Here is a 19,054-nt window from a genome sequence, read left to right as displayed (position 1 = left end):
TGGGAATAGGATATGGAGAAAAAGTGGAATAAATCTACTATCGCGGGATGGCAGTTCGTATTATGGCCTTCACTGATCATAATGCTGTTTAGCTTCTATCCCATGATTCAATCATTACTGTTATCATTTCAATCAGGGAAAGGGACTGTGTACAGTTTTGTAGGGCTCAAAAACTATGTGCGTCTATTCTCCGACCCTATGTTTAGACAAGCGGTCTCGAATACTTTATTATACCTGGTTATTCAGGTGCCAATTATGTTGTTCTTGGGCTTAATCATTGCCTATTTTCTTAATATGCCTGGTTTGCGCTTTAAGGGGTTTTATCGTACGGCGATTTTTCTCCCGTGTGTAACCTCATTGGTGTCTTATGCAGTCTTGTTCAAAAGCATATTCTCTGTAGACGGTATTCTCAACCGTATGCTTATGTCCATTCATTTAGTGAGTGAGCCTGTTGGATGGCTCACTGACCCACTTTGGGCCCGTATTGTTATTATTCTAGCAATCACATGGCGTTGGACGGGTTACAACATGATTTTCTATTTATCTGCTATGCAAAATATTGATCCTAGTGTGTATGAGGCGGCTTCTATTGACGGAGCTTCAAAGACTCGGCAGTTCTTCAGTATCACTACACCAATGTTGAAACCAATTATTTTGTTTACAGCAATTATCTCAACGAATGGTACGCTGCAATTATTTGATGAGGTCGTTAATATTACCAATGGTGGACCGGGTAACTCGACAATGACGATATCGAATTATATCTATAACCTATCGTTCGTATATACTCCTAACTTTGGTTATGCGGCTACAGTCTCCTATGCCATTGTAATCATGGTAGCTGTGTTGGCATTTCTTCAACTTAAGGTGGGAGGCGAAAAAGATTGAGCAAGCTAAATAAATCAGTCATTCATTTCTTTTTAATCATAGCGTCTGTCATTTCTCTATTTCCTTTTGTATGGATGCTTATTGGGATGACGAATACTTCTTCGGATATAGTAAAAGGAAAATTCTCGTTTGGCTCAAGCTTTTCCGATAATGTAAGTCATTTATTCGGCTCGACCAACCTTGGCCAGGCGTTCTGGAATTCTGCTCTGATCGCGGTCGTGGGTACCCTCTTAACATTGCTGCTTAGCTCGATCGCAGGGTATGGATTCGAGATTTATCGGACGAAAGGTAAAGATCGCCTGTTTGGTATTCTAATGCTCTCCATGATGATGCCGTTTGCAGCGATCATGATTCCACTGTTCCGGATGTTCAGTAAATTTGGAATTTTAAACTCGCCTGTAGCAGTTATTCTGCCTACCATTACAACCGCGTTTATGATTTTCTTTTTTATGCAGAATACCAAATCCTTCCCGCGAGAATTGCTGCAAGCAGGTCGTGTGGATGGGCTGGGTGAATTGAGATTATTCACAAAAGTGTATATGCCAACCATGAAACCAACCTATGCGGCAGCAGCGATTATTACATTCATGAGTAATTGGAATAACTTCCTGTGGCCGTTGATTGCACTCCAAAGTCAGGATAAGAAAACACTGCCTTTGATCGTGTCATCGTTAGCTTCGTCTTATAATCCAGATTATGGCATGATTATGGTTTCCATAGTTATCACTACATTGCCGACAGTATTAATCTTCTTCTTGCTGCAGAAACAATTTGTGCAAGGGATGCTCGGATCTGTGAAGTAGTAACAAAATGATATAGTAGGGACGGGGGCATTTAATTGTCTCCGTCCTTATAAGGTTTTGTTTAACAATAAATAGCACAACCTTCGATGAATTGATATAATAGAAACATATATTCGCGTACTTCAGAACCCTATACGGATGTATACGGGTTTTATTTTTATTTGGTGAGGATGGCAGAAAGATGAATTGGTCGGATTTTGGCGAACGAAATAAACGATTGAATCCCCTATGGAATCTGGGGGCTGGGATGAACCTTGGCGAAATCCAACCATACAAAGAAATGGTGTCTTTAAGCATCTTGTTGCAAGTCTATTATTTGGAGCTAGAATCCAATGAGAGAAGATCCAAGGAAGATATAATAGCGTTGGCTTGGACTGCATTGGAACGGTTCAATATTGCGAATCTCGGGACTACCGAATCCGTAGAACGTTTAGTAGACGGCCTGCTCTGGAGCGGAAATGGTGGGGATTTTGAATCCTATTATTATGATGATGCGGCTCGGCAAATGTCTGTGCAGAAATATAAGTATTTCATGGTGGATGAGGATGCGACCCGCAGTAGCTGGGAAGAGAGCGGCAGAACAATCTATCGTCTCTCCGAATATGCCATGGAGCTTATTTTTATGAGTCATGAGATTATTGAAGAGTTTCAGATCAGCATCAAGCTGCTTGAGATTCAAATGCATATTAAGCATGGACGTGTAACAAGGGCACTTCAGGATGTGAATGAGCTTATCTCCCGGGTCCGGAAGATGACCCATGAACAGCAGGAATACAGGAATGCATTGCGCCGTAACCCGAAGCATATTTTCAGTGAATTTGGAGTGGCTCGGCATCAGCGACTCGAAGAAATTCATCAGCAGTTCGAGGAAGAACGCAAGCATTTTGATAACATTCATCGTTCTCTGGCCCGGCTTGCCAATGACGAGAAAGATGTGATCGACTTTAACGAGATTCGTATTCTTTCAGAACGAGTGGAGCTCTCTAGGCGAGTACACGATGAACTGGCCGAGATAGTCTTGAACATTTTTGAGGTGGAGACTAATTTAAGATTGAACTTCCCTGAATTATTCTGGGGAGCAGCCGGATTTAACTTCCGTACTCATATCTGGGAGGAATGGGTTAAAGAAGAGGGGCTTCCAAGCGGCGACAGCCTTGAACTGCTTCTTGGCGGATTGTTTGCTCCGAATCAGGATTTTGTTTATCCGCTTCCCTGGGCTTGGGAGGAGCAAGAGGTTGGTTTTATCCCGGATATAGTAATAGATGAACTTGAAGATGAGCTCTATGCTGAGAATGCTCAATATATTCCTAAAGGTATTCCATGGGCGGAAGTCGTTGAACTGTGGAAGCCTGTGTTCAGTGCGCTAGCCGAGCGGGGAAGCTTTACGTTTACTACAGAAGCTTTTACCGAGGAGGAATTAACAAGATGGGCACGCACACCAGATGCTGTCGATCTGTGGGTGCAGTTTTTTCATTCAGAGATTACTGTGCAAGAGCAGGCTCCTGAGAACAGCAACGGATCCGATGAATGCCAGTTGCTAATCCGTTATGTACTTGCGGATGATCCTCAATTGGAGAGCCTGCGCGGCAAGCTATTGCGGACGAGCATTGCGCAAGAATCAGGCCTAAGGGTACGCTGGTCTGGTCTAGACATGAGCCCATATACTATTACGATCGTGGAGAGGTGAGAGGTTACTAGCATGAGTTATACATTAGAACAGGTACAGCAAGCTTCACGGCTATTTTTTGAATTACTTCGTAAAAAAGTAATCCCTCTCGATGATCCTGCGGCAGCGGAATGCCTGCAGGATGCAGGAACATATGATGCGCTTCAATATGTTGCCAAGGAGGCAGGCTGCCGAGTGATGAATTCGGGACACCGTCTCCATTTGTTGGTCAATCCACTCGGGTCAGTGTTCGCCACCAACTTTACCCAGTTGAAGAATAAATACTCACGAATTGAGCGTAAAACTCATTTACATATCATTAATATCATCATCCTTGTGTTTCTGGCCGAGATGGATCAGGACGAGACTCACTTTAAGTCCGGGCAGGACAGTATGTCCTATATACAGATATCCGATCAGGTGTCTTCACTTTTCCAAGCATGGATGCAGATGGATGATGAAGGTCGGTTTAGTCAGCAGTGGCGCTTGGATATTCAAGCGATGTCCAAGGTGTGGACTAACCTCTATATGCAAACTAAGAGTCAGGAAGAGAGCGATCTTCTGACAAGAGGCGCAGGCTCACGAATTGGGCTGATTCATGAAGGCATGAAGCTCCTCGAAGAGGAGAAGCTCGTGTTCATCTCGGAGTCAGAGAAGCGGATATTCCCACGGGAAGAGCTTTATGAGAGAATGCGGTATTTATATCATGATGTTGACCGGTATCAGGAATTGAAGAAACTCATCGGACGAACTTTAGCTGAGAAAGACGGTGCTATTAATGCCGCGGATTGAACGCATACGGATTACAGGACTTAAATACGAGAAAATGCTCAAGAAATATGATGATATGATTCTGGATCTCTGTAACGAAGAGGGGCCAAGCAATACGCTTATTACGCTTATGAATGGTGGCGGGAAGGGCGTACTGCTGCAATCCATATTTCAGTTATTAATGCCCAAAACGCCATGGGGAAAAGATAGTGAGAACCAGGTGGAAGCATTTTTTCATAATCATAAAAAACAACTTAAACCTTACACCTTTCATGTAGCTATCGAATGGCATCTGGACAACAATGAGCGTAATGAATATATGACGACTGGTATTGCTATGACGGCACATAACTCACTGGATCAGCAGGATATTAAAGTGGATTACCTTCTATACGCACTTACTGATTATGGCGATGCATCTGAACTCACCCTTTCGACGTTGCCACTCTTCGATGAAGAGACTGCTGAACCTACGAGTTTTGAAACGATCCAGCAATTTATACGAGATCGGCGAGGGGAAATTGTACCTTTTGGTAGCCATAGCTCGGATTTAAAAAGATATTATGATTTCCTGGCTACCCGGGATATCCATATCGCCGAGTGGCGCAATATGCGGCGGATCAATGGGGAAGAGGGCGGTATTAAAGGTTATTTTAAGAAGAATGACGCCTTTACTAACCATAACTTATTCGAAAAGCTAATTATCCCTGAGATCGGCTCCAGTCTAAATGAGGGACCCAAAGAAGAAGACAATACGCTGCAGCGGATGTTTATTGACACGGCGACAGTAGCTCAGCGTCTACCGATGCTTGAACAGCGGGAACAGGTCTATACAGAGTTTCTTGGCATGGCTGCACCTTTATACGAGCTGGTGAAGCTAGGAGTAGAGGCAGAGAGTGTTGTTCAAGAAACGGAACTTCGTGGGCGTCAGATCTTTACGGTTATTCATGAAGAACAGAGAAATGCGGAAGAAGAGCGAAGTAAGGTTGGTAATGAACTGGCGGGGCGTTATCAGGATGCGAAGCAATTGCGATTTGAGACGGACAATCTAAAGTATTTGCGCAGCAAGGAAGAAATGGAACTGAAACAAGATGAGTTCAAAAAGCTTAGTGATGATCAGAGACGTGCACGTGGACGGCTGGACGATTCCAAGGCTCAGGAGAAAAAGCTAGAAGTGGCTCATTTCTTAGCTAAACGTATGCTCCACACACGACAAATTGAGCAATGGCAGAAAGAAATTCAAGCAATCGAAGGATCTCTGGAGATGAAAGAACGTCAAGAGGTCATTCAGACGGCTAAAGAAAAGCTTCGTAAACAATGGGATGTGGTGTCAAGCCTCTGGCAACAAACGATCAGAGGATTTGGAACAGCAGAGCGAGCACTGACGACTGAAGAAAAGGGTCTGCGCAAGGAGCGGGAGAGCTTCCTGTTGGAGTTAGCAGGCCTGGATATCCAGATTAATGATTTGACGTTATCTATCCGTCAATATACAGAAGAACTCGGAACATTCGCAGCTCAGCATGGTCAGGACGCTGCACATGCTCCGGTGGCGGCGCTTCAACGTACGATTTCAGCTGCCAAAACGATAATTCTGGATATGGAAGTGCTAGACGAACAGCATAAAGAGGCAGAGAACCGAAAGCTGGCACTGCATAAGAATCACGCAGAACTCAGCGAGAAGCATCGCTCTTATGAACGAGAGGTAGACGAGCTCGGGGCACTGCTTGATTCGCAGACCTATAAAGAATCACAATTATGGTCACAGATTGTTGTTCTACTGGAAATGTTTGATGAACATAATCGTTTGGGAGCTACTGGCCTTTTTGAAGAGCAGGATACGATTCAACTACGATTTATCCGAAAAATGGATGAAGTGGAGCAGCAGACAAAACGTTCCAGACGAGAGTACTATAATCAGCTTATGGACGTGGAACTTCAGAACCAATCCTACTGGCTGCCGAATTCAGATATTCTCGCGGTCAAGGATACACTCGATTCGCTCAAGATTCAATCCACACCGGGCAGTTCCTATTTAAATGATCGTCCATACCTTGAACGTGAGGAAGAACTAGAGCGCTATCCACTCCTTCCTTATAGTCTGATTGTTTCCCGGCGCGAAGCTGATAAAATCAAACCGGATTTGCTGAAGGACACGCTGCTGAAATCAGCGGTGCCAATCTTTATCCGTGAAGAGATGGTAGCTTCAGATCCAGTATCTTTTAAGCTTCTAGCTAACCAAGGCCCACAAATGGTACTGGAGCCAGATCGGTTCTTAAACTTTAAGAGCGGTATTCAGGCGAAGCTTAAGGAGCAAGAACAAGTGCTTCAGGACGCGGAGGCTTATTTATCGAAGTTGAAATCTGTGCGTCAGGAATATGAGCGGTTATATCAAACAGAGAACACTGTGACGATTACAGCCAAACGCAATACTCTTATGAAACTGCAAAGTGAACTTCAGCAGAGCATTATCAGTCTGAGCAACGAGATTAATGAGAACGAGAGCACGCTTGCTCGGATCGGTCGGGAACTTATCGAGAATAAAGCGCTTAGTGCAGAGCATGAGCAGAGAGCAGCAGCGTTGCAAGGTTGGATTGAACGTTCGAAGAAACATGAGCAGGATCAAAAGGAGAAGAAAAAGTATACAGATCGTAAGAGTCTAGTGAGCAAAGAGCTTGCGAGTAAGGACCAGCAACTTGAGCATCTTGAAGCGCAAATGGTAAGCCTTGGCGGAGAGCGTGAGAAATGGATGGGAGATGCCAAGTATGCTCTGTTTCCTAGACTGCAACATTGGTTCCCTGAAATTGTATTTCCGACATATCATCAGCTTTCGGATGATATGGACCCCACACCAATAGATCCTGTAGAGCAGAACCTTCTGTTGCAGCAGCTCAGTACGGTTGAAAGTCTGCAGCAATCTCTGACGGAGAATGAGCTTGAAATTCGAACAAGAGCCGCCCAGATTAAAGCGGCGAGCGAGAATCTAACGGAGCTTGAAGCCAGCCTGAATCAAGTGGATGAGAATTGGCGGAAGGTAACAGAGCCTGCTGAATCTACTGAATCCATTATGGCTGCAAGAAACCGTCAAAAGTCGGAAACTGCTTCACTGGAAGAAGACTATCAGATGGTTCACGACTCTTTCATCCGCTGCCAAACCGAATTGGAGAATTTGCAGAAGGAATTGCGTAAGGTAGAAAAAGGAATCAAAGAGAAACATGAGCGTGCCGTGGAAATTTGGAATGAGCTACTCGAGCAAAAAGAGGCGGACATTCAAGAGCGTTTCCAAGAGAATGAGCTCATGCTTAACCAGTGTAAACGATCTTTGGAACGAATGGATACGCTTATTCAGACGTTATCCAATCAAATCAAGATCATGAATGCACATATTGAGGATCGGGTCAATCTACGGACTGTGCCAGAAGAATTAATGCTGAGCGTAAGAGAAGGCTGTGAGTCACTGGTTGCTGACTGGCTTCTTCGTATTAAGGATAGCCGAGTTAGACGGGACGAGGTCTCCAGAAAGGTGAAGGAAGAGAAAAATTCATTAACCGGAAAACTTGCCAAAAACGAACGGAATTCTGAACTGGAGACCAAGATTCTAGATCGTTTAAATACGGTTCATTGGGATAACTTCGCTATTGCTCAGCAAGTCCTAGATTCGATGTTACGTAGCTCACGCGATCAGATTGAGAGCATTCAAAGTGATAAGGAGGATATGGATCTGTCCCGCAAGATGTGGGTCGCCCGGGCTTCTTATCGTGTAGTACAAATCATTGATATTATGAAGCGAATGGAACGTCGGATGATTATTCATAACGAGAATAATTATGCTTTCCCGCTGGTACGCCTGAATTATAAGAATATCAGTATACCGAGATCAAGTGATGAGGTAGAGCCGATGGTGAGCGACTATTTCAATCGGTGTATCAATGAACTACTCTCAAAATATCCAAAGATTGAACAAGTACCAGCGCTGGTAATCAAAGAGGTTATAAATGACGGACGAATCGTCTATGCGGCGCTTCAGAATCGCTTCCCGATTCTTCAGGTATATAAACCAGTAACGGAAAATTACTTCCTCTACGCCGCTCCGGAAGATTATCATTATTCCGACTGGGAGATCATCAATCGGGGTACACTGGATGAGGCTGTCGGCAGTGGTGGACAACGCCAATCTGTACAGCTGCTGGTAGCCATGATGATCATGACGCATAAACGTGTAAATCGTGAGAACAAAGGGTGGACGGTCTTTTTATATGACAATCCTTTTGGAGAAATGGTTTCTAATAACGTGCTTGATCCCGTATTTGAAATTTCTAAGGCTCTCAAATTTCAGTGGCTGATTGTTACGCCGCCGGAGCTTGTGAAGAATGACGTCAGCGTTCGCTTTGGTGTATACTGGCAGCTCTATTTCGGAGGTGTGAAAGGGGACATGCTAGAATCCACTCTAGTCAAGGGAGGAAGAAAGCTCATTCCTGTTTCACTGTTTTGATCAGCAGCGTTTACCAGCGTCCATAATGAAAGGGGCGTACCGAAGTAGCATTAAGCTACTCCGGTACGCCCCTTTTTTCGCGTTTAGGATGAATTAGGGAGGTTTTCCCTAATTAGTTTTTAGATCCACTCCATATATTGGAATAGCATCTTATTTTAATTCTAGGAGATGAATGATTATTTCGGTTTGCGTTCAGAAATATATGAACCGGTTAGCGTCAAGAAGATTCCCAGCAAAGTTGCCCAAGTGATCTTTTCATTCAGGATAAGGGCAGAGGCTGCCACCGTAACTACAGGCACAATATATATGTACACACTTGTTTTTACGGCTCCTAAGATTCCTACAGCCCGATTCCAGGTGACAAAACATAAAGCAGAGGCTCCCAGTCCTAAAAAGAGGATGTTAGTAATATTTTGGATTTCTTTGAATCTACTTAGATCCAAATGAAAATCAAAGATAAATAAAGCTGGCAGCATAAATAAGATTCCATAAAAAAATACTTTACGGGTAGCCCCAATCGTATGAGCCTGTAAATCGCTTATTTTTCGCATTAATACAGAGTAAATGGCCCAAACCATAGGGGCTATGAAAGCCAATAGGTCTCCGATCGGGTTCAGTTTTAGAAGAAAACTTCCATTTAGCCCGATTAATATAATTCCAGACAGCGCAATTACAAATCCTAATATAAACTGACGATGAAATTTCTCTTCCTCCAAAAAGAAGTGAGCAATCACAGCTGTGAAGAATGGAGCAATTGAGACAATCACGCCTACATTGGAAGCAAGGGTGTAGACTAGGGCAATGTTCTCTAGAAGAAAATATAAAGTAATTCCACATAATCCTGCTGAAATAAATAGTAATTCTTGCTTAATGGATTTCGTTCGCACTGGACGTGAATAGATCAGTAACAATACAAAGTAACCCAAAAGAAAGCGGAAGAACAGAATTTCAACAGGCGTAAAATCCGTTAATAGTATTTTTGAAGAGATAAAGGTCGTTCCCCAGATGATAATCGTAATTAGTGCCAGCAGATGTCCCGTATTGGTCTTGCGTTGATCCATCATATCATGCGTTCCGTTGATCGCGTTTGTCCCGGCTGCTGAATAAATATACGCATGTATTGCTTAGGGGTTAAGCCAATCAATTTTTTGAAAAAATTTGTGAAATGGCTCTGATCGCTGAATCCGGTTAGTGAGGCCACTTCTATGGGGAGTACTCCTTGTTCTAAAAGTCGCTTGGCCTGAATAATCCGAATGGTTTCCAAGTATCGATAAGGAGATATCCCTTTTTGTCTGGTAAATAAACGCAGTAAATGATATTTGCTTAAGCTTGTCAATTCACTTAATTGATTGAGGGTAATATTCTGCGCATAATGAGTCTCTATGTATTCGCAAATGGTTTTGATTTCAGAGGTAAGGTCTTGTGAAGAATAGAAAGGCTCTGCATCGGAATATTCCCTCAGAAGCTGCTCCAGGAGAAACAGAAACAATTCTTCTTTTTGAAAATCAGTTTGATCCTCTAATATCATTTGATGTAGATCGTGTAATGAGGTTGCCAGTTCACTTTGGTATAGCGCATTATGTGTGAACCGAGGCAAGTAGTCCATGCCGGTAATTTCAAGCACATACTTACGCATTATCTCAGGCTGAATATTGAAGGCGCGGTAATCAAAAGAGTTTCCGTCCATCGGTTCACAGTTGTGGGTATCTTGCGGATTAAAGATGATAACATCTCCGCTGTTAAGGATATGTTCTTCATTGTTACAAATCATAAGTCTTTTGCCTTGTTCAATAAAACCTATAACGTAATAGTCATGAAAATGGTTAGGGAATTTTTGCATGATCCCTTCAAAGCGATACGCCTCAAAATTCAAGCCGCTATCGAAGACGATTGTCCGAACTTCACGAGTCACTGCTGCACCTTCTTTTCCAGTTATGTATAAGCATTATAATGTGAAAATCAGGTGCATTCTTGCACGATGTTGCGTTTCCGGGACTTCTTATGTTATATGACAGCTTCCTCTGGCTCTAAAATTTTTGGAATGGTTACCGTAAATGTAGTGCCTTGCTCAGGAACACTTTCTACAGTGATCGCTCCGCCATGATTATGTACAATATTCTGCGTGATCATAAATCCAAGGCCTGTTCCTGTTTCTTTTGTCGTATAAAATGGTTTACCAAGTGCTTTAATCTGTTCCTCTGTCATCCCGCAACCTTCATCTTGCACGCTGATTCGGGCTTCGCTTTCATTCGTAAGCACATGAATATATATGTTTCCTCCACTATTCATTGCTTCCATCGCATTTTTAAGTAAATTAATAAATACCTGTTTCAGCTGATAAGCCTCACCATGGACCCATATGGAGTGATCTGTACAGACAGGGAGGATCTGAAGGTTTTTCAGTGCAGCTTGTCCATTCATTAGTGTGGTGACTTGTTCTAGTAAAGATAATAAATCCACTGGTTTACTGACATGCGTCGTTTGTGGCTTGGATAAGACCAGCAGCTCGTTGACGATAAATTCGATGCGTTTCAATTCTGACTCAATAATGAAAAAATATTTATCATTCATGCGCTCGGAAGAGCGAAGCAGCTTCATAAAGCCGTTAATGGCGGTAAGCGGATTTCTGATTTCATGAGCGATTCCAGCTGCTAATTGCCCTGCGGTAGATAATTTCTCGGATTGGATTAGCCGTTCTTCTTCCAGCATTTGCTGAGAGACATCTTTAAATATTCCGATAAATGCCTTGTTTCCATTGAAGATAATCGGTAATGTGAATCCATCCACAAATTTCTGCTGACCATTTAAGCAATTAATTAAGTAGCAAACAGAGCCAATCGTGTCACCACTGTAATATCTTTCCCTTCGTTCTTGGAGGATAGCATGATTGGAAAGGTCTACAATATTAGTAGTGGATGTACCCACCAATTGATTCAGGCTCTCCGCATGGATTAACTGTAAGCCCGCTGAATTCACATACTGAATAATCCCTTTTACTGTAATAACAACGGTCAGAGGTAATCCCTCCAGGAGTTGCAGGAATGATTTATCTTTTTCTAGTAGACTGCTTTCCGCTTCTTGCAGCTGATTTTCTATATGCCTGATCAAGGTCTTGTTCTCAAATTGAGTAAAATAATATAGGGATGCACCATTAGCATCAGAAACGATAGATATGGAGATCTCTATTGATAACAGCTGTCCGGTTGGTAGGTAGTAGTCCTGTTGGAATCGATGCGGATGGATGTTCATAGAGGAAAGAGACCTTCCAAGCTCAGCAATTTCATGGATCTGACTTAGAAGGGTTCGGACGGATGGTGAAGGTGTTATTAACTCGTTATGATCATATCCCAATAGGGTACTTAGGGCTGAATTCCATTTTAGGAACGTTCCATCTAACGAAACTAGAGCCATTCCAATTACAGCATGTGTAAAAGCAAAATCAAAACTTTGGAATTCATTGGACCGCACTGCTATTCACCTCTCATATTCTTTCCACTATATGTAATAGTCATAGTATAAAACATATAATCAAATAAAATATATAAATTTTTATATGATCGAGAATCGTTCGAAATAGCTATGTGTTGTTGTGAAAATAAGGGTGCAAGAGTCAAACGATTTCAGTTAGAATTAAAGGATATGTTGTATTTTTAGAAAGTGGAGGTGTTGTGCCGTGCAATCAATCGTTGGTGAAATCAGAGAAATTAATCGCTATCCAGTCAAGTCATTTGCAGGTGAACGATTGGAAACCTGTGTAATAGAACCGTATGGAATGTTAGGGGATCGCTTCTGTGCCTTTTATGATGAGTCAAAAGAGGGCTGGTGGCGGTATTTTACGGCTAGAAATAATCCTAAAATGCTGACCTACCAAGCGCAATTTATCAATGGAGAAATTCATGTAAGGGCTTCGGATGGACGAACCTTTGGGTGGGATGAGCATTTATTGGAAGAAATCCAAAGCCAAACTAAAACGCAAATTACCATGTCTAGTATAAAAGCTTCACATCCACAGCCAGAGCACCCGCAATTGTTATCGGTGGATGGCGCCAGTATTTTACTCATTACGGATGCTAGTTTGAAGAAGCTAGAGGCTGCGTGGGGACATACCTTAGATCAGCGCCGGTTTCGTGGGAACTTTGTTATAGCTCTACGCGATGAATCTCTTTTCGAAGGGGATTGGATCGGGCGGCAGCTCTCCATAGGAGATGTTCAGCTACAGGTAGATAGTTTTTGTGAGAGATGTATGGTTATCACGATGGACCCGGATAGTCAGGAAAGAGACCCTAAATTATTGAAAAAACTAAACCAAGAGTTTGAACTACACTTCGGAGTGTACGCTTCTGTAGTTAAGACAGGGGAAATCAGAATCGGAGACAAAGTAGAATTAATGGATTAGATAATGATATAAACGTCCTTTACATTCTCATATGGATAATTTACCCTTTAAAGGAATGGAAAATTCATAGCGGGAGGGAATGTATGAAGAAGAAAATAATATCCCTGTTGATGGTATCTTTACTTTTAGTAGTTTATCTTCCAACGAATGCATTAGCAGCGGATAGCAGCAAAACGCAAACATATGTGAACACTCAGAAGGTCGCAGCAGAGAAGGCAGCATTCTTAACGGAAAAGATAGGAACGACAAGTCTCCAATATGCTCTTATCGATGGCGATAATATCGTTATGAGCGGCACAGCTGGATACAGCCATGTGGAGAGCAAGACAGCACCAAGCACTACAACGATGTATGGAATTGGCTCGACGAGTAAAATGTATACGACCGCTTCTATTATGAAGCTCGTTGATCAAGGAAAGGTAGATTTGGATGCACCTGTCGTATCGTATCTGAATAATTTTACAATGGAAGATTCACGCTATAAGCAAATCACCGTACGAATGCTGCTGAATCATTCATCAGGTCTTGGGGGTTCGAACTTATCAAACTCTTTCTTATTCAATGATTCTGATTCTATCGCCAAAGATAATTTGCTAGCGACTTTGACAACTCAACGCCTAAAGGCAGATCCAGGAGCCTACTCAGTATATTGTAATGATGGATTTACGCTGGCGGAGTTGATTGTTGAGAAAGTTAGTGGAATGGACTTCACTACATTCATCCATCAGAATTTTACAGGTCCTTTAGGGCTTGGGCATACGAAAACGCCAGTAGATTCTGTGGATTCTAGACAGCTGGCAAGTGTATACAATGCTACCTACCCTGCCGCTTTACCCCAAGAGACGATTAACGTGATTGGAACAGGGGGCATCTATTCTACGGCTGAAGATTTGGTGCGATTTGCAACTATTTTCACTGGAGGATCGAAAGAACTTCTGTCAGAAAAATCAGTAAAAGCGATGGAGCAAGAGGAGTACAAGCGTGGAATGTGGCCAAAAGGAAAAGATAATTCGTTTGCGTATGGATTGGGCTGGGACAGTGTAAATTTATATCCATTCAATCAGTACGAGATCAAAGCTCTGACAAAGGGTGGGGATACAACTCTGTATCATACTTCACTTGTTGTATTGCCTGATCAGCAGATGGCAGCAGCTGTGGTATCTTCTGGTGGGGATAGCACAACCGATCAGATGCTTGCTAACGAAATATTGCTCAGTGCGCTACAAGAAAAGGGAGTTATCAAGGAATTAAAACCTACACCTACATTTAAAGCTTCGAACAAAGAGGTTATGCCGCAGGAATTGCTGGATTATGCTGGTGTCTATGCTGATTCTACACAACTGATGAAGATAGAGATTAGTAAAGCTGGGGAATTGAGTATATCTTCGATTATGGCACCTACATTTCCAGCTCAGAAATTTTCGTATAATACAAACGGTGAATTCTTAGATGCAACGGGTACTAATAAAGTCAGCTTTGTGAAGGAAAGCAATGGTCGTGTCTACCTTTGGATTCAAGGGTACGGGGTCATTCCAGGGCTTGGTGAGACTGCTCTTTCTCAATATTCAGCTGAAAAGCTAGAGGCAAACGCTTTATCCAATGAGGTCTTGTCAGCTTGGCAGCAGCGTCAAGGGAAATTGTATTTTGATGTCAGTGAGAAGTATAGCTCACAATTTTACATGAGTATGCCAGTAGCTGGAATTGCTATGTTCCCTGATGCACCGGGCTATATGGGCTCAAATAAAATAACTGGGCCGAATAAAGCTGAAATGACCGTGCAAATTCCAACTTTAGGTGGGCGCGATCTTGCGGATATTGTTTTTGAAAATAAAGAGGGCGTGGAGTATCTCAAGATTGGAAACCAATTATTTATAACGCAGGATGCCATTAAACCTATCTATGCCGGCCCGCAATCATTGGTAACCATTCAAGCAGATGGATATGCGAGATGGTATGAAGTACCTGAGACAGCATCAGGCAAGTTGATGACAGTAGGGCTACCACCTAAAGGTTCCTTTGCTGTTTATGATGCGAATGGTGTGTGTGTGAATTTCTCTACTGTCAGTGGTCTTACGCAAGTTAAACTTCCGAGTAACGGGAAGATTGTATTTGTAAGCGATGTGGGTGCGAAGTTTGAATTGACAATCAAGTAGTAATAAACCATTTAAGTATATTTTATTAAAAAAGATCCTGTTATCCAGATAATATATCTGGATAACAGGATTTTTATTAGAAAATTCTATATTCCCTATTTAAAATTCTTAGAAAACTCTTTTATTTTATCTACAAAAATCCCCTTGAGCTGATCAGTACCTTCTTTGGGAGCCTTATAGGCTTTATAACCGCCAAAGGATTCGATGCAAACCGCAGCTTGTTTTAGATCATCCGGAAAATTCTTCTCAATTAACTCCTCCGTAGTCTTTGGTTTTTCGTTACAAATATAGTAGCCCATCTTCTTATTTAGTAACTCATCTTTATTTTTTTTGATAAAATCACGAATCGCTTTATATATTTTCTCGTCTCTTACTCCAGCACCTAAAATAATGCTATCAAATGCCTCAAGACTTGGCTTCTCTATTTCAATATTACAGATCTTACTCTGAGGAAGCTCTTCTGATAATACCTTTGCGCATTGCTCTGTTGCCCCTGATTTTGTAGCGTATAGAATAAGTACTGCCATTGTGGTCCCTCTTTTCAGTTTAAATTGTTCAGGCTTCAAAATACCCTCGAAAATCGAATATCTTGATAATCGAGATATTATCTATACTATCGAAAATGCAGATCTTTTGTCAAGTTAGAAACAAGTTCTCATGCGTTAATCATACACCCTTATTATGGTATCATAGGAATAATTAAGGTATCACTAACTACATCTTTTAAGAATCAAACGATAAAGAGGGGAGTGGAGATAAGTTGAGTATTATCGTAATGCTAGTCATCTATTTTTTGCTTGGAGTATTCGTGATTAAATTAGGCATCGATAACTCTAGAAGTACGCAAATATCAAAAGAAATATTAAATGAGTTAAGAGAAATCAAAGAACTAATGATAAGAAATAAATATGAATAACTTCTTAGAAGGAGGGCATCAGGATTGATCATTCCATTTTTATTATTAATTATTGCTTTTTCTGGTTTTTTTCTAAGGATATGGATTGTTGGCCCGGATAAAGAAAAACTTTCTGACGACGGTAATGAGCTAAATATAAAAGGTAAATTAATACTCGGACTTATTGGATTAATTTCGGTAATTGTCATAATGATAGCTGATGGCGTGCAGGGGATGGGAATGAAGTGGTTTTGGATTGTATTCATAATTATTTCCCTAGGATTTCAGTCATTTATTGATTGGAAATTCTTAAAGCATACGAAACAACATATCGTTTCACTGATTTTGTTAGTTGAAGGTGTGGTGTTAGTTTATTTCCTTTTCTAATCGTTTGTACCATAAAGCCTAATCTCCTTTCAGTGTGTACAAGGGATTAGGCTTTTTTGCTTATTGTAGATAAACGATCCTTTTGATGTATTGATCACTTTTTCACATAAGAGGAGGGTTAAAATCTACCCTAGTTTTAGTTATTATTCGCCTATCCGAATTCATGAATGGAGCTTTATAATCTCAAATGTAAGCGTTTCCTAAATGAGTATAAAGGGGATGAGGAGATGACGACAAAAGGGACAAAACGTTTTATATGGGGATTTCTTATAGTATGGGTCATGTTAATGACGATCTTTACGTTTAATGATCTGAATCTATCCAAAGCTCTGTATAACGAACATGAATCGCGGTTTGGTTGGTTTTTTGAGGTATATGGAGAACATCCAGCTTTTCTAGTGTTATTCGCAGCTGGGAGTATTCTATTTAGTACGGTTAGAAATGAACGGTTGATAAAGAAGATTATGGTCCGTCTGGTGTCCGGATTATTCATCCTACTTAGTGGATTTGGTATTATAACGATTACTTTAACTCGTGGGTATGGGCTGGATGGAGATCATGTTATGATCAACAGTTTAATTATAACCGTACTATTTGCAACGTTGTGTCAATGGCTATTGAACCGTATAGCTGTTCAAACGCTAAGACAGTATAATCGTGCTGCTTGGGCAGCTATCGTGATCGTATTCGCGGAGATTCTGCTTGTAAATGTCCTCAAAATCTTTTGGGGCAGGATGCGTTTTCGTAATATGGAGGGCGATTATTCTCTATTTACAAGCTGGTTTCTCCCCCAAGGCATTCAAGAGAACGGCGTCACAACGGAAGCATACAAATCCTTTCCTTCGGGTCACTCTGCCAATGGCTGGACCATGATGCTGTGGATGATGTTTATGCCTTTCGCTAATAAATGGCGCAATATCATGCTTGTCTGTGCGGTAGTGTGGGGAATCAGCACCTCGACTAGCCGCGTCATTATGGGAGATCATTTTGCAACGGATGTATTATTTGGAGCATTTATTACAATTACTTGTATGCTGCTGTTCTGTAAGCTCTTTAAGGTTGATCTGTATCCTAATAGTCAGCCTAACGCTACCGCTCTGTTGAAAGATAAAAATGCCCCCTATTTTCGTTAAAATACGGACAGTTTAAAAGAATCAGCTTCAGTACAATGCAATTAAGAAAGCGCTAACAAAATGCGGCGCAGGGGAGATGGTAGTATGAATGAAAATCAAATGCCATGGAGAGAGCGAATCAGTTATGGGCTAGGGGATACCGCGTCAAATCTGATATTCCAGATGACAACACTTTACCTCATGTACTTCTATACGGATGTGTTTGGTCTGAACCCAGGTGCGGTAGCTGTGGTATTTCTTGTTGCACGGGTAATCGACGCGATCGTCGAGCCGTTCATTGGTGTCATGATTGACCGCACGCAAACAAAGTGGGGGAAATGCAGACCCTATTTTCTTTGGCTTGCTGTTCCTTTCAGCTTGACAGCAGTACTTATGTTTTTGACGCCGGATTTTGGTGATACGGGCAAACTTGTATACGCATACATTTCGTACACCGTGCTCGGTATTATGTATTCCGGTATTAATCTACCACTGTCTGCAATCCTGCCAAGTCTGACTAGTAATTCTAATGAACGTACAGTGATCAATACGGTTCGTATGATATTCGCCGTGATTGGGGTTGTTACAGTTAGTGCTGGAACGATGCCGCTTGTGAAAGCTTTTGGTGGTGGCGATCAAGCAAAGGGTTTTCTGGTCACCATGATCTTGTTCTCAAGCATTGCACTGCTGCTGTTTCTAAACATGTTTGCGAACACTAAAGAACGAGTAAAAGCCATTGATGAAAAACCGCTTCCGATGCGAGAAGGTGTTAAAGCGCTCAAAGGCAATGTGCCTTGGTTGATCATGCTTCTGATGAGCTTGTTCCTGTGGATCACAACATCGATACAAGGACAGACCAGCATTTATTATATGACCTATTATATGAAAAAGCCTGAACTCATTCCTATCGTGAATTCGATGCAATTGTTGATGATATTTTCGATGGTGATCGCTCCTTTTGTAGTGAAGAAAATTGGGAAAAGGAACACAATTATTATGGGATCAGTGGTTTCTATCATTGGCTACCTTATTGCAATTACTGGGGGGAATGCCCTTTCTGTTCCGGTGCTGTTGGCAGGGCTTCTTATAAGCGGGCTTGGCATGGGAGTAGGAGCAGGTCTGATTTTTGCAATGATGGCCGACACGGTTGATTATGGGGAGTGGAAATCAGGTGTTCGGGCACAAGGCCTACTTTATTCTGCTGCTAGTTTTGGGGTTAAGGTGGGGATGGGACTCGGTGGAGCACTTGGTGGGGTGATATTGTCGATGGGTGGTTATGTAGCTAACTCCACGGCGCAGTCAGAATCCGCATTAGCTGCGATTTCATTTAACTATTTGTGGGCACCGATTATTGGCCAAATTATTATGATTACTTTGCTGTTGTTCTATCGTCTTGACAAGGATCAACCCGTTATGATGCGTGAGCTCGAGGAACGTCGCAATTCTTCTATCGCTATGTAAAGAAACTAGTCATTCATAAGGAGTGAAATGAAC

The 19,054-nt window shown here is 41.9% G+C and carries 14 protein-coding genes; 10 read left to right on the top strand and 4 right to left on the bottom strand.

Annotated elements, in window-relative coordinates; all coding sequences use genetic code 11:
- The first annotated feature begins 12 nt into the window (after positions 1-12).
- The 5 genes from NSS87_RS20390 (at position 13) to NSS87_RS20370 (ending at position 8,617) form a co-directional block, all read left to right on the top strand.
- On the top strand, positions 13-888 hold the full coding sequence (locus NSS87_RS20390; protein ID WP_076121149.1) for a sugar ABC transporter permease: 876 nt from the start codon (positions 13-15) through the stop codon (positions 886-888).
- Positions 885-1,691 (top strand): carbohydrate ABC transporter permease, encoded by an 807-nt coding sequence (locus NSS87_RS20385; protein ID WP_339242375.1) that lies wholly within the window; start codon positions 885-887, stop codon positions 1,689-1,691. Before NSS87_RS20390 ends, NSS87_RS20385 begins: the two co-directional genes overlap by 4 nt.
- A 181-nt stretch (positions 1,692-1,872) precedes the next feature.
- Positions 1,873-3,378, top strand: coding sequence for a hypothetical protein (locus tag NSS87_RS20380; RefSeq protein WP_339242372.1), 1,506 nt, complete (start codon positions 1,873-1,875; stop codon positions 3,376-3,378).
- A 12-nt stretch (positions 3,379-3,390) separates the two neighbouring features.
- Positions 3,391-4,149, top strand: coding sequence for a DUF6063 family protein (locus NSS87_RS20375; protein WP_042189773.1), 759 nt, complete (start codon positions 3,391-3,393; stop codon positions 4,147-4,149).
- Positions 4,136-8,617 carry a hypothetical protein gene (locus tag NSS87_RS20370; protein WP_339242369.1) on the top strand — a complete coding sequence of 1,494 codons (4,482 nt, stop codon included), beginning with the start codon at positions 4,136-4,138 and terminating at the stop codon, positions 8,615-8,617. The genes NSS87_RS20375 and NSS87_RS20370 overlap by 14 nt, the downstream gene beginning before the upstream one ends.
- Before the next feature lie 176 nt (positions 8,618-8,793).
- On the opposite strand, the gene NSS87_RS20365 is transcribed toward NSS87_RS20370, so the two are convergent.
- The 3 genes from NSS87_RS20365 to NSS87_RS20355 all read right to left on the bottom strand — a co-directional run bounded on the left by NSS87_RS20365 (position 8,794) and on the right by NSS87_RS20355 (position 12,085).
- Positions 8,794-9,678: a DMT family transporter gene (locus NSS87_RS20365; RefSeq protein ID WP_339248626.1), complete on the bottom strand. Its 885-nt coding sequence runs from the start codon at positions 9,676-9,678 to the stop codon at positions 8,794-8,796.
- Positions 9,678-10,529, bottom strand: coding sequence for an AraC family transcriptional regulator (locus NSS87_RS20360; protein ID WP_042189770.1), 852 nt, complete (start codon positions 10,527-10,529; stop codon positions 9,678-9,680). The genes NSS87_RS20365 and NSS87_RS20360 overlap by 1 nt, the downstream gene beginning before the upstream one ends.
- Before the next feature lie 92 nt (positions 10,530-10,621).
- Positions 10,622-12,085, bottom strand: coding sequence for an ATP-binding protein (locus NSS87_RS20355; RefSeq protein WP_231573307.1), 1,464 nt, complete (start codon positions 12,083-12,085; stop codon positions 10,622-10,624).
- A 205-nt stretch (positions 12,086-12,290) separates the two neighbouring features.
- On the opposite strand from NSS87_RS20355, the gene NSS87_RS20350 reads away from it, so the two are divergent.
- Both NSS87_RS20350 and NSS87_RS20345 read left to right on the top strand, forming a co-directional pair.
- Positions 12,291-13,013, top strand: coding sequence for an MOSC domain-containing protein (locus NSS87_RS20350; protein WP_042189768.1), 723 nt, complete (start codon positions 12,291-12,293; stop codon positions 13,011-13,013).
- 83 nt (positions 13,014-13,096) lie between these two features.
- Positions 13,097-15,166, top strand: coding sequence for a serine hydrolase domain-containing protein (locus NSS87_RS20345; RefSeq protein WP_339242366.1), 2,070 nt, complete (start codon positions 13,097-13,099; stop codon positions 15,164-15,166).
- A 95-nt stretch (positions 15,167-15,261) separates the two neighbouring features.
- Here the strand turns inward: NSS87_RS20345 and NSS87_RS20340 are convergent, their stop codons facing one another.
- Positions 15,262-15,693 (bottom strand): flavodoxin domain-containing protein, encoded by a 432-nt coding sequence (locus tag NSS87_RS20340; protein WP_339242364.1) that lies wholly within the window; start codon positions 15,691-15,693, stop codon positions 15,262-15,264.
- A 413-nt stretch (positions 15,694-16,106) separates the two neighbouring features.
- On the opposite strand from NSS87_RS20340, the gene NSS87_RS20335 reads away from it, so the two are divergent.
- From NSS87_RS20335 to NSS87_RS20325, 3 genes are all read left to right on the top strand, one after another.
- Positions 16,107-16,448, top strand: a complete 342-nt coding sequence (locus NSS87_RS20335; RefSeq protein WP_042189760.1) for a DUF4181 domain-containing protein — start codon at positions 16,107-16,109, stop codon at positions 16,446-16,448.
- 227 nt (positions 16,449-16,675) lie between these two features.
- Complete coding sequence (locus NSS87_RS20330) at positions 16,676-17,581, top strand: phosphatase PAP2 family protein (protein ID WP_076286556.1); 906 nt, start codon at positions 16,676-16,678, stop codon at positions 17,579-17,581.
- A gap of 84 nt (positions 17,582-17,665) precedes the next feature.
- On the top strand, positions 17,666-19,021 hold the full coding sequence (locus NSS87_RS20325; protein ID WP_076286555.1) for an MFS transporter: 1,356 nt from the start codon (positions 17,666-17,668) through the stop codon (positions 19,019-19,021).
- Positions 19,022-19,054: the final 33 nt, after the last annotated feature.

This window comes from Paenibacillus sp. FSL F4-0243 (assembly GCF_037963295.1).
Classification (GTDB): domain Bacteria; phylum Bacillota; class Bacilli; order Paenibacillales; family Paenibacillaceae; genus Paenibacillus_AQ.
The sequence above is the reverse complement of the archived record's forward strand: the minus strand, read 5'-3'. Positions and strand labels throughout refer to the sequence as shown.

Bases quoted from the DNA above. Each gene is read 5' to 3' on its own strand.
- NSS87_RS20390 (WP_076121149.1), top strand. From the start codon at position 13: ATGGAGAAAAAGTGGAATAAATCTACTATCGCGGGATGGCAGTTCGTA.
- NSS87_RS20380 (WP_339242372.1), top strand. From the start codon at position 1,873: ATGAATTGGTCGGATTTTGGCGAACGAAATAAACGATTGAATCCCCTA.
- NSS87_RS20375 (WP_042189773.1), top strand. From the start codon at position 3,391: ATGAGTTATACATTAGAACAGGTACAGCAAGCTTCACGGCTATTTTTT.
- NSS87_RS20370 (WP_339242369.1), top strand. From the start codon at position 4,136: ATGCCGCGGATTGAACGCATACGGATTACAGGACTTAAATACGAGAAA.
- NSS87_RS20365 (WP_339248626.1), bottom strand. From the start codon at position 9,678: ATGGATCAACGCAAGACCAATACGGGACATCTGCTGGCACTAATTACG.
- NSS87_RS20345 (WP_339242366.1), top strand. From the start codon at position 13,097: ATGAAGAAGAAAATAATATCCCTGTTGATGGTATCTTTACTTTTAGTA.
- NSS87_RS20340 (WP_339242364.1), bottom strand. From the start codon at position 15,693: ATGGCAGTACTTATTCTATACGCTACAAAATCAGGGGCAACAGAGCAA.
- NSS87_RS20330 (WP_076286556.1), top strand. From the start codon at position 16,676: ATGACGACAAAAGGGACAAAACGTTTTATATGGGGATTTCTTATAGTA.
- NSS87_RS20325 (WP_076286555.1), top strand. From the start codon at position 17,666: ATGAATGAAAATCAAATGCCATGGAGAGAGCGAATCAGTTATGGGCTA.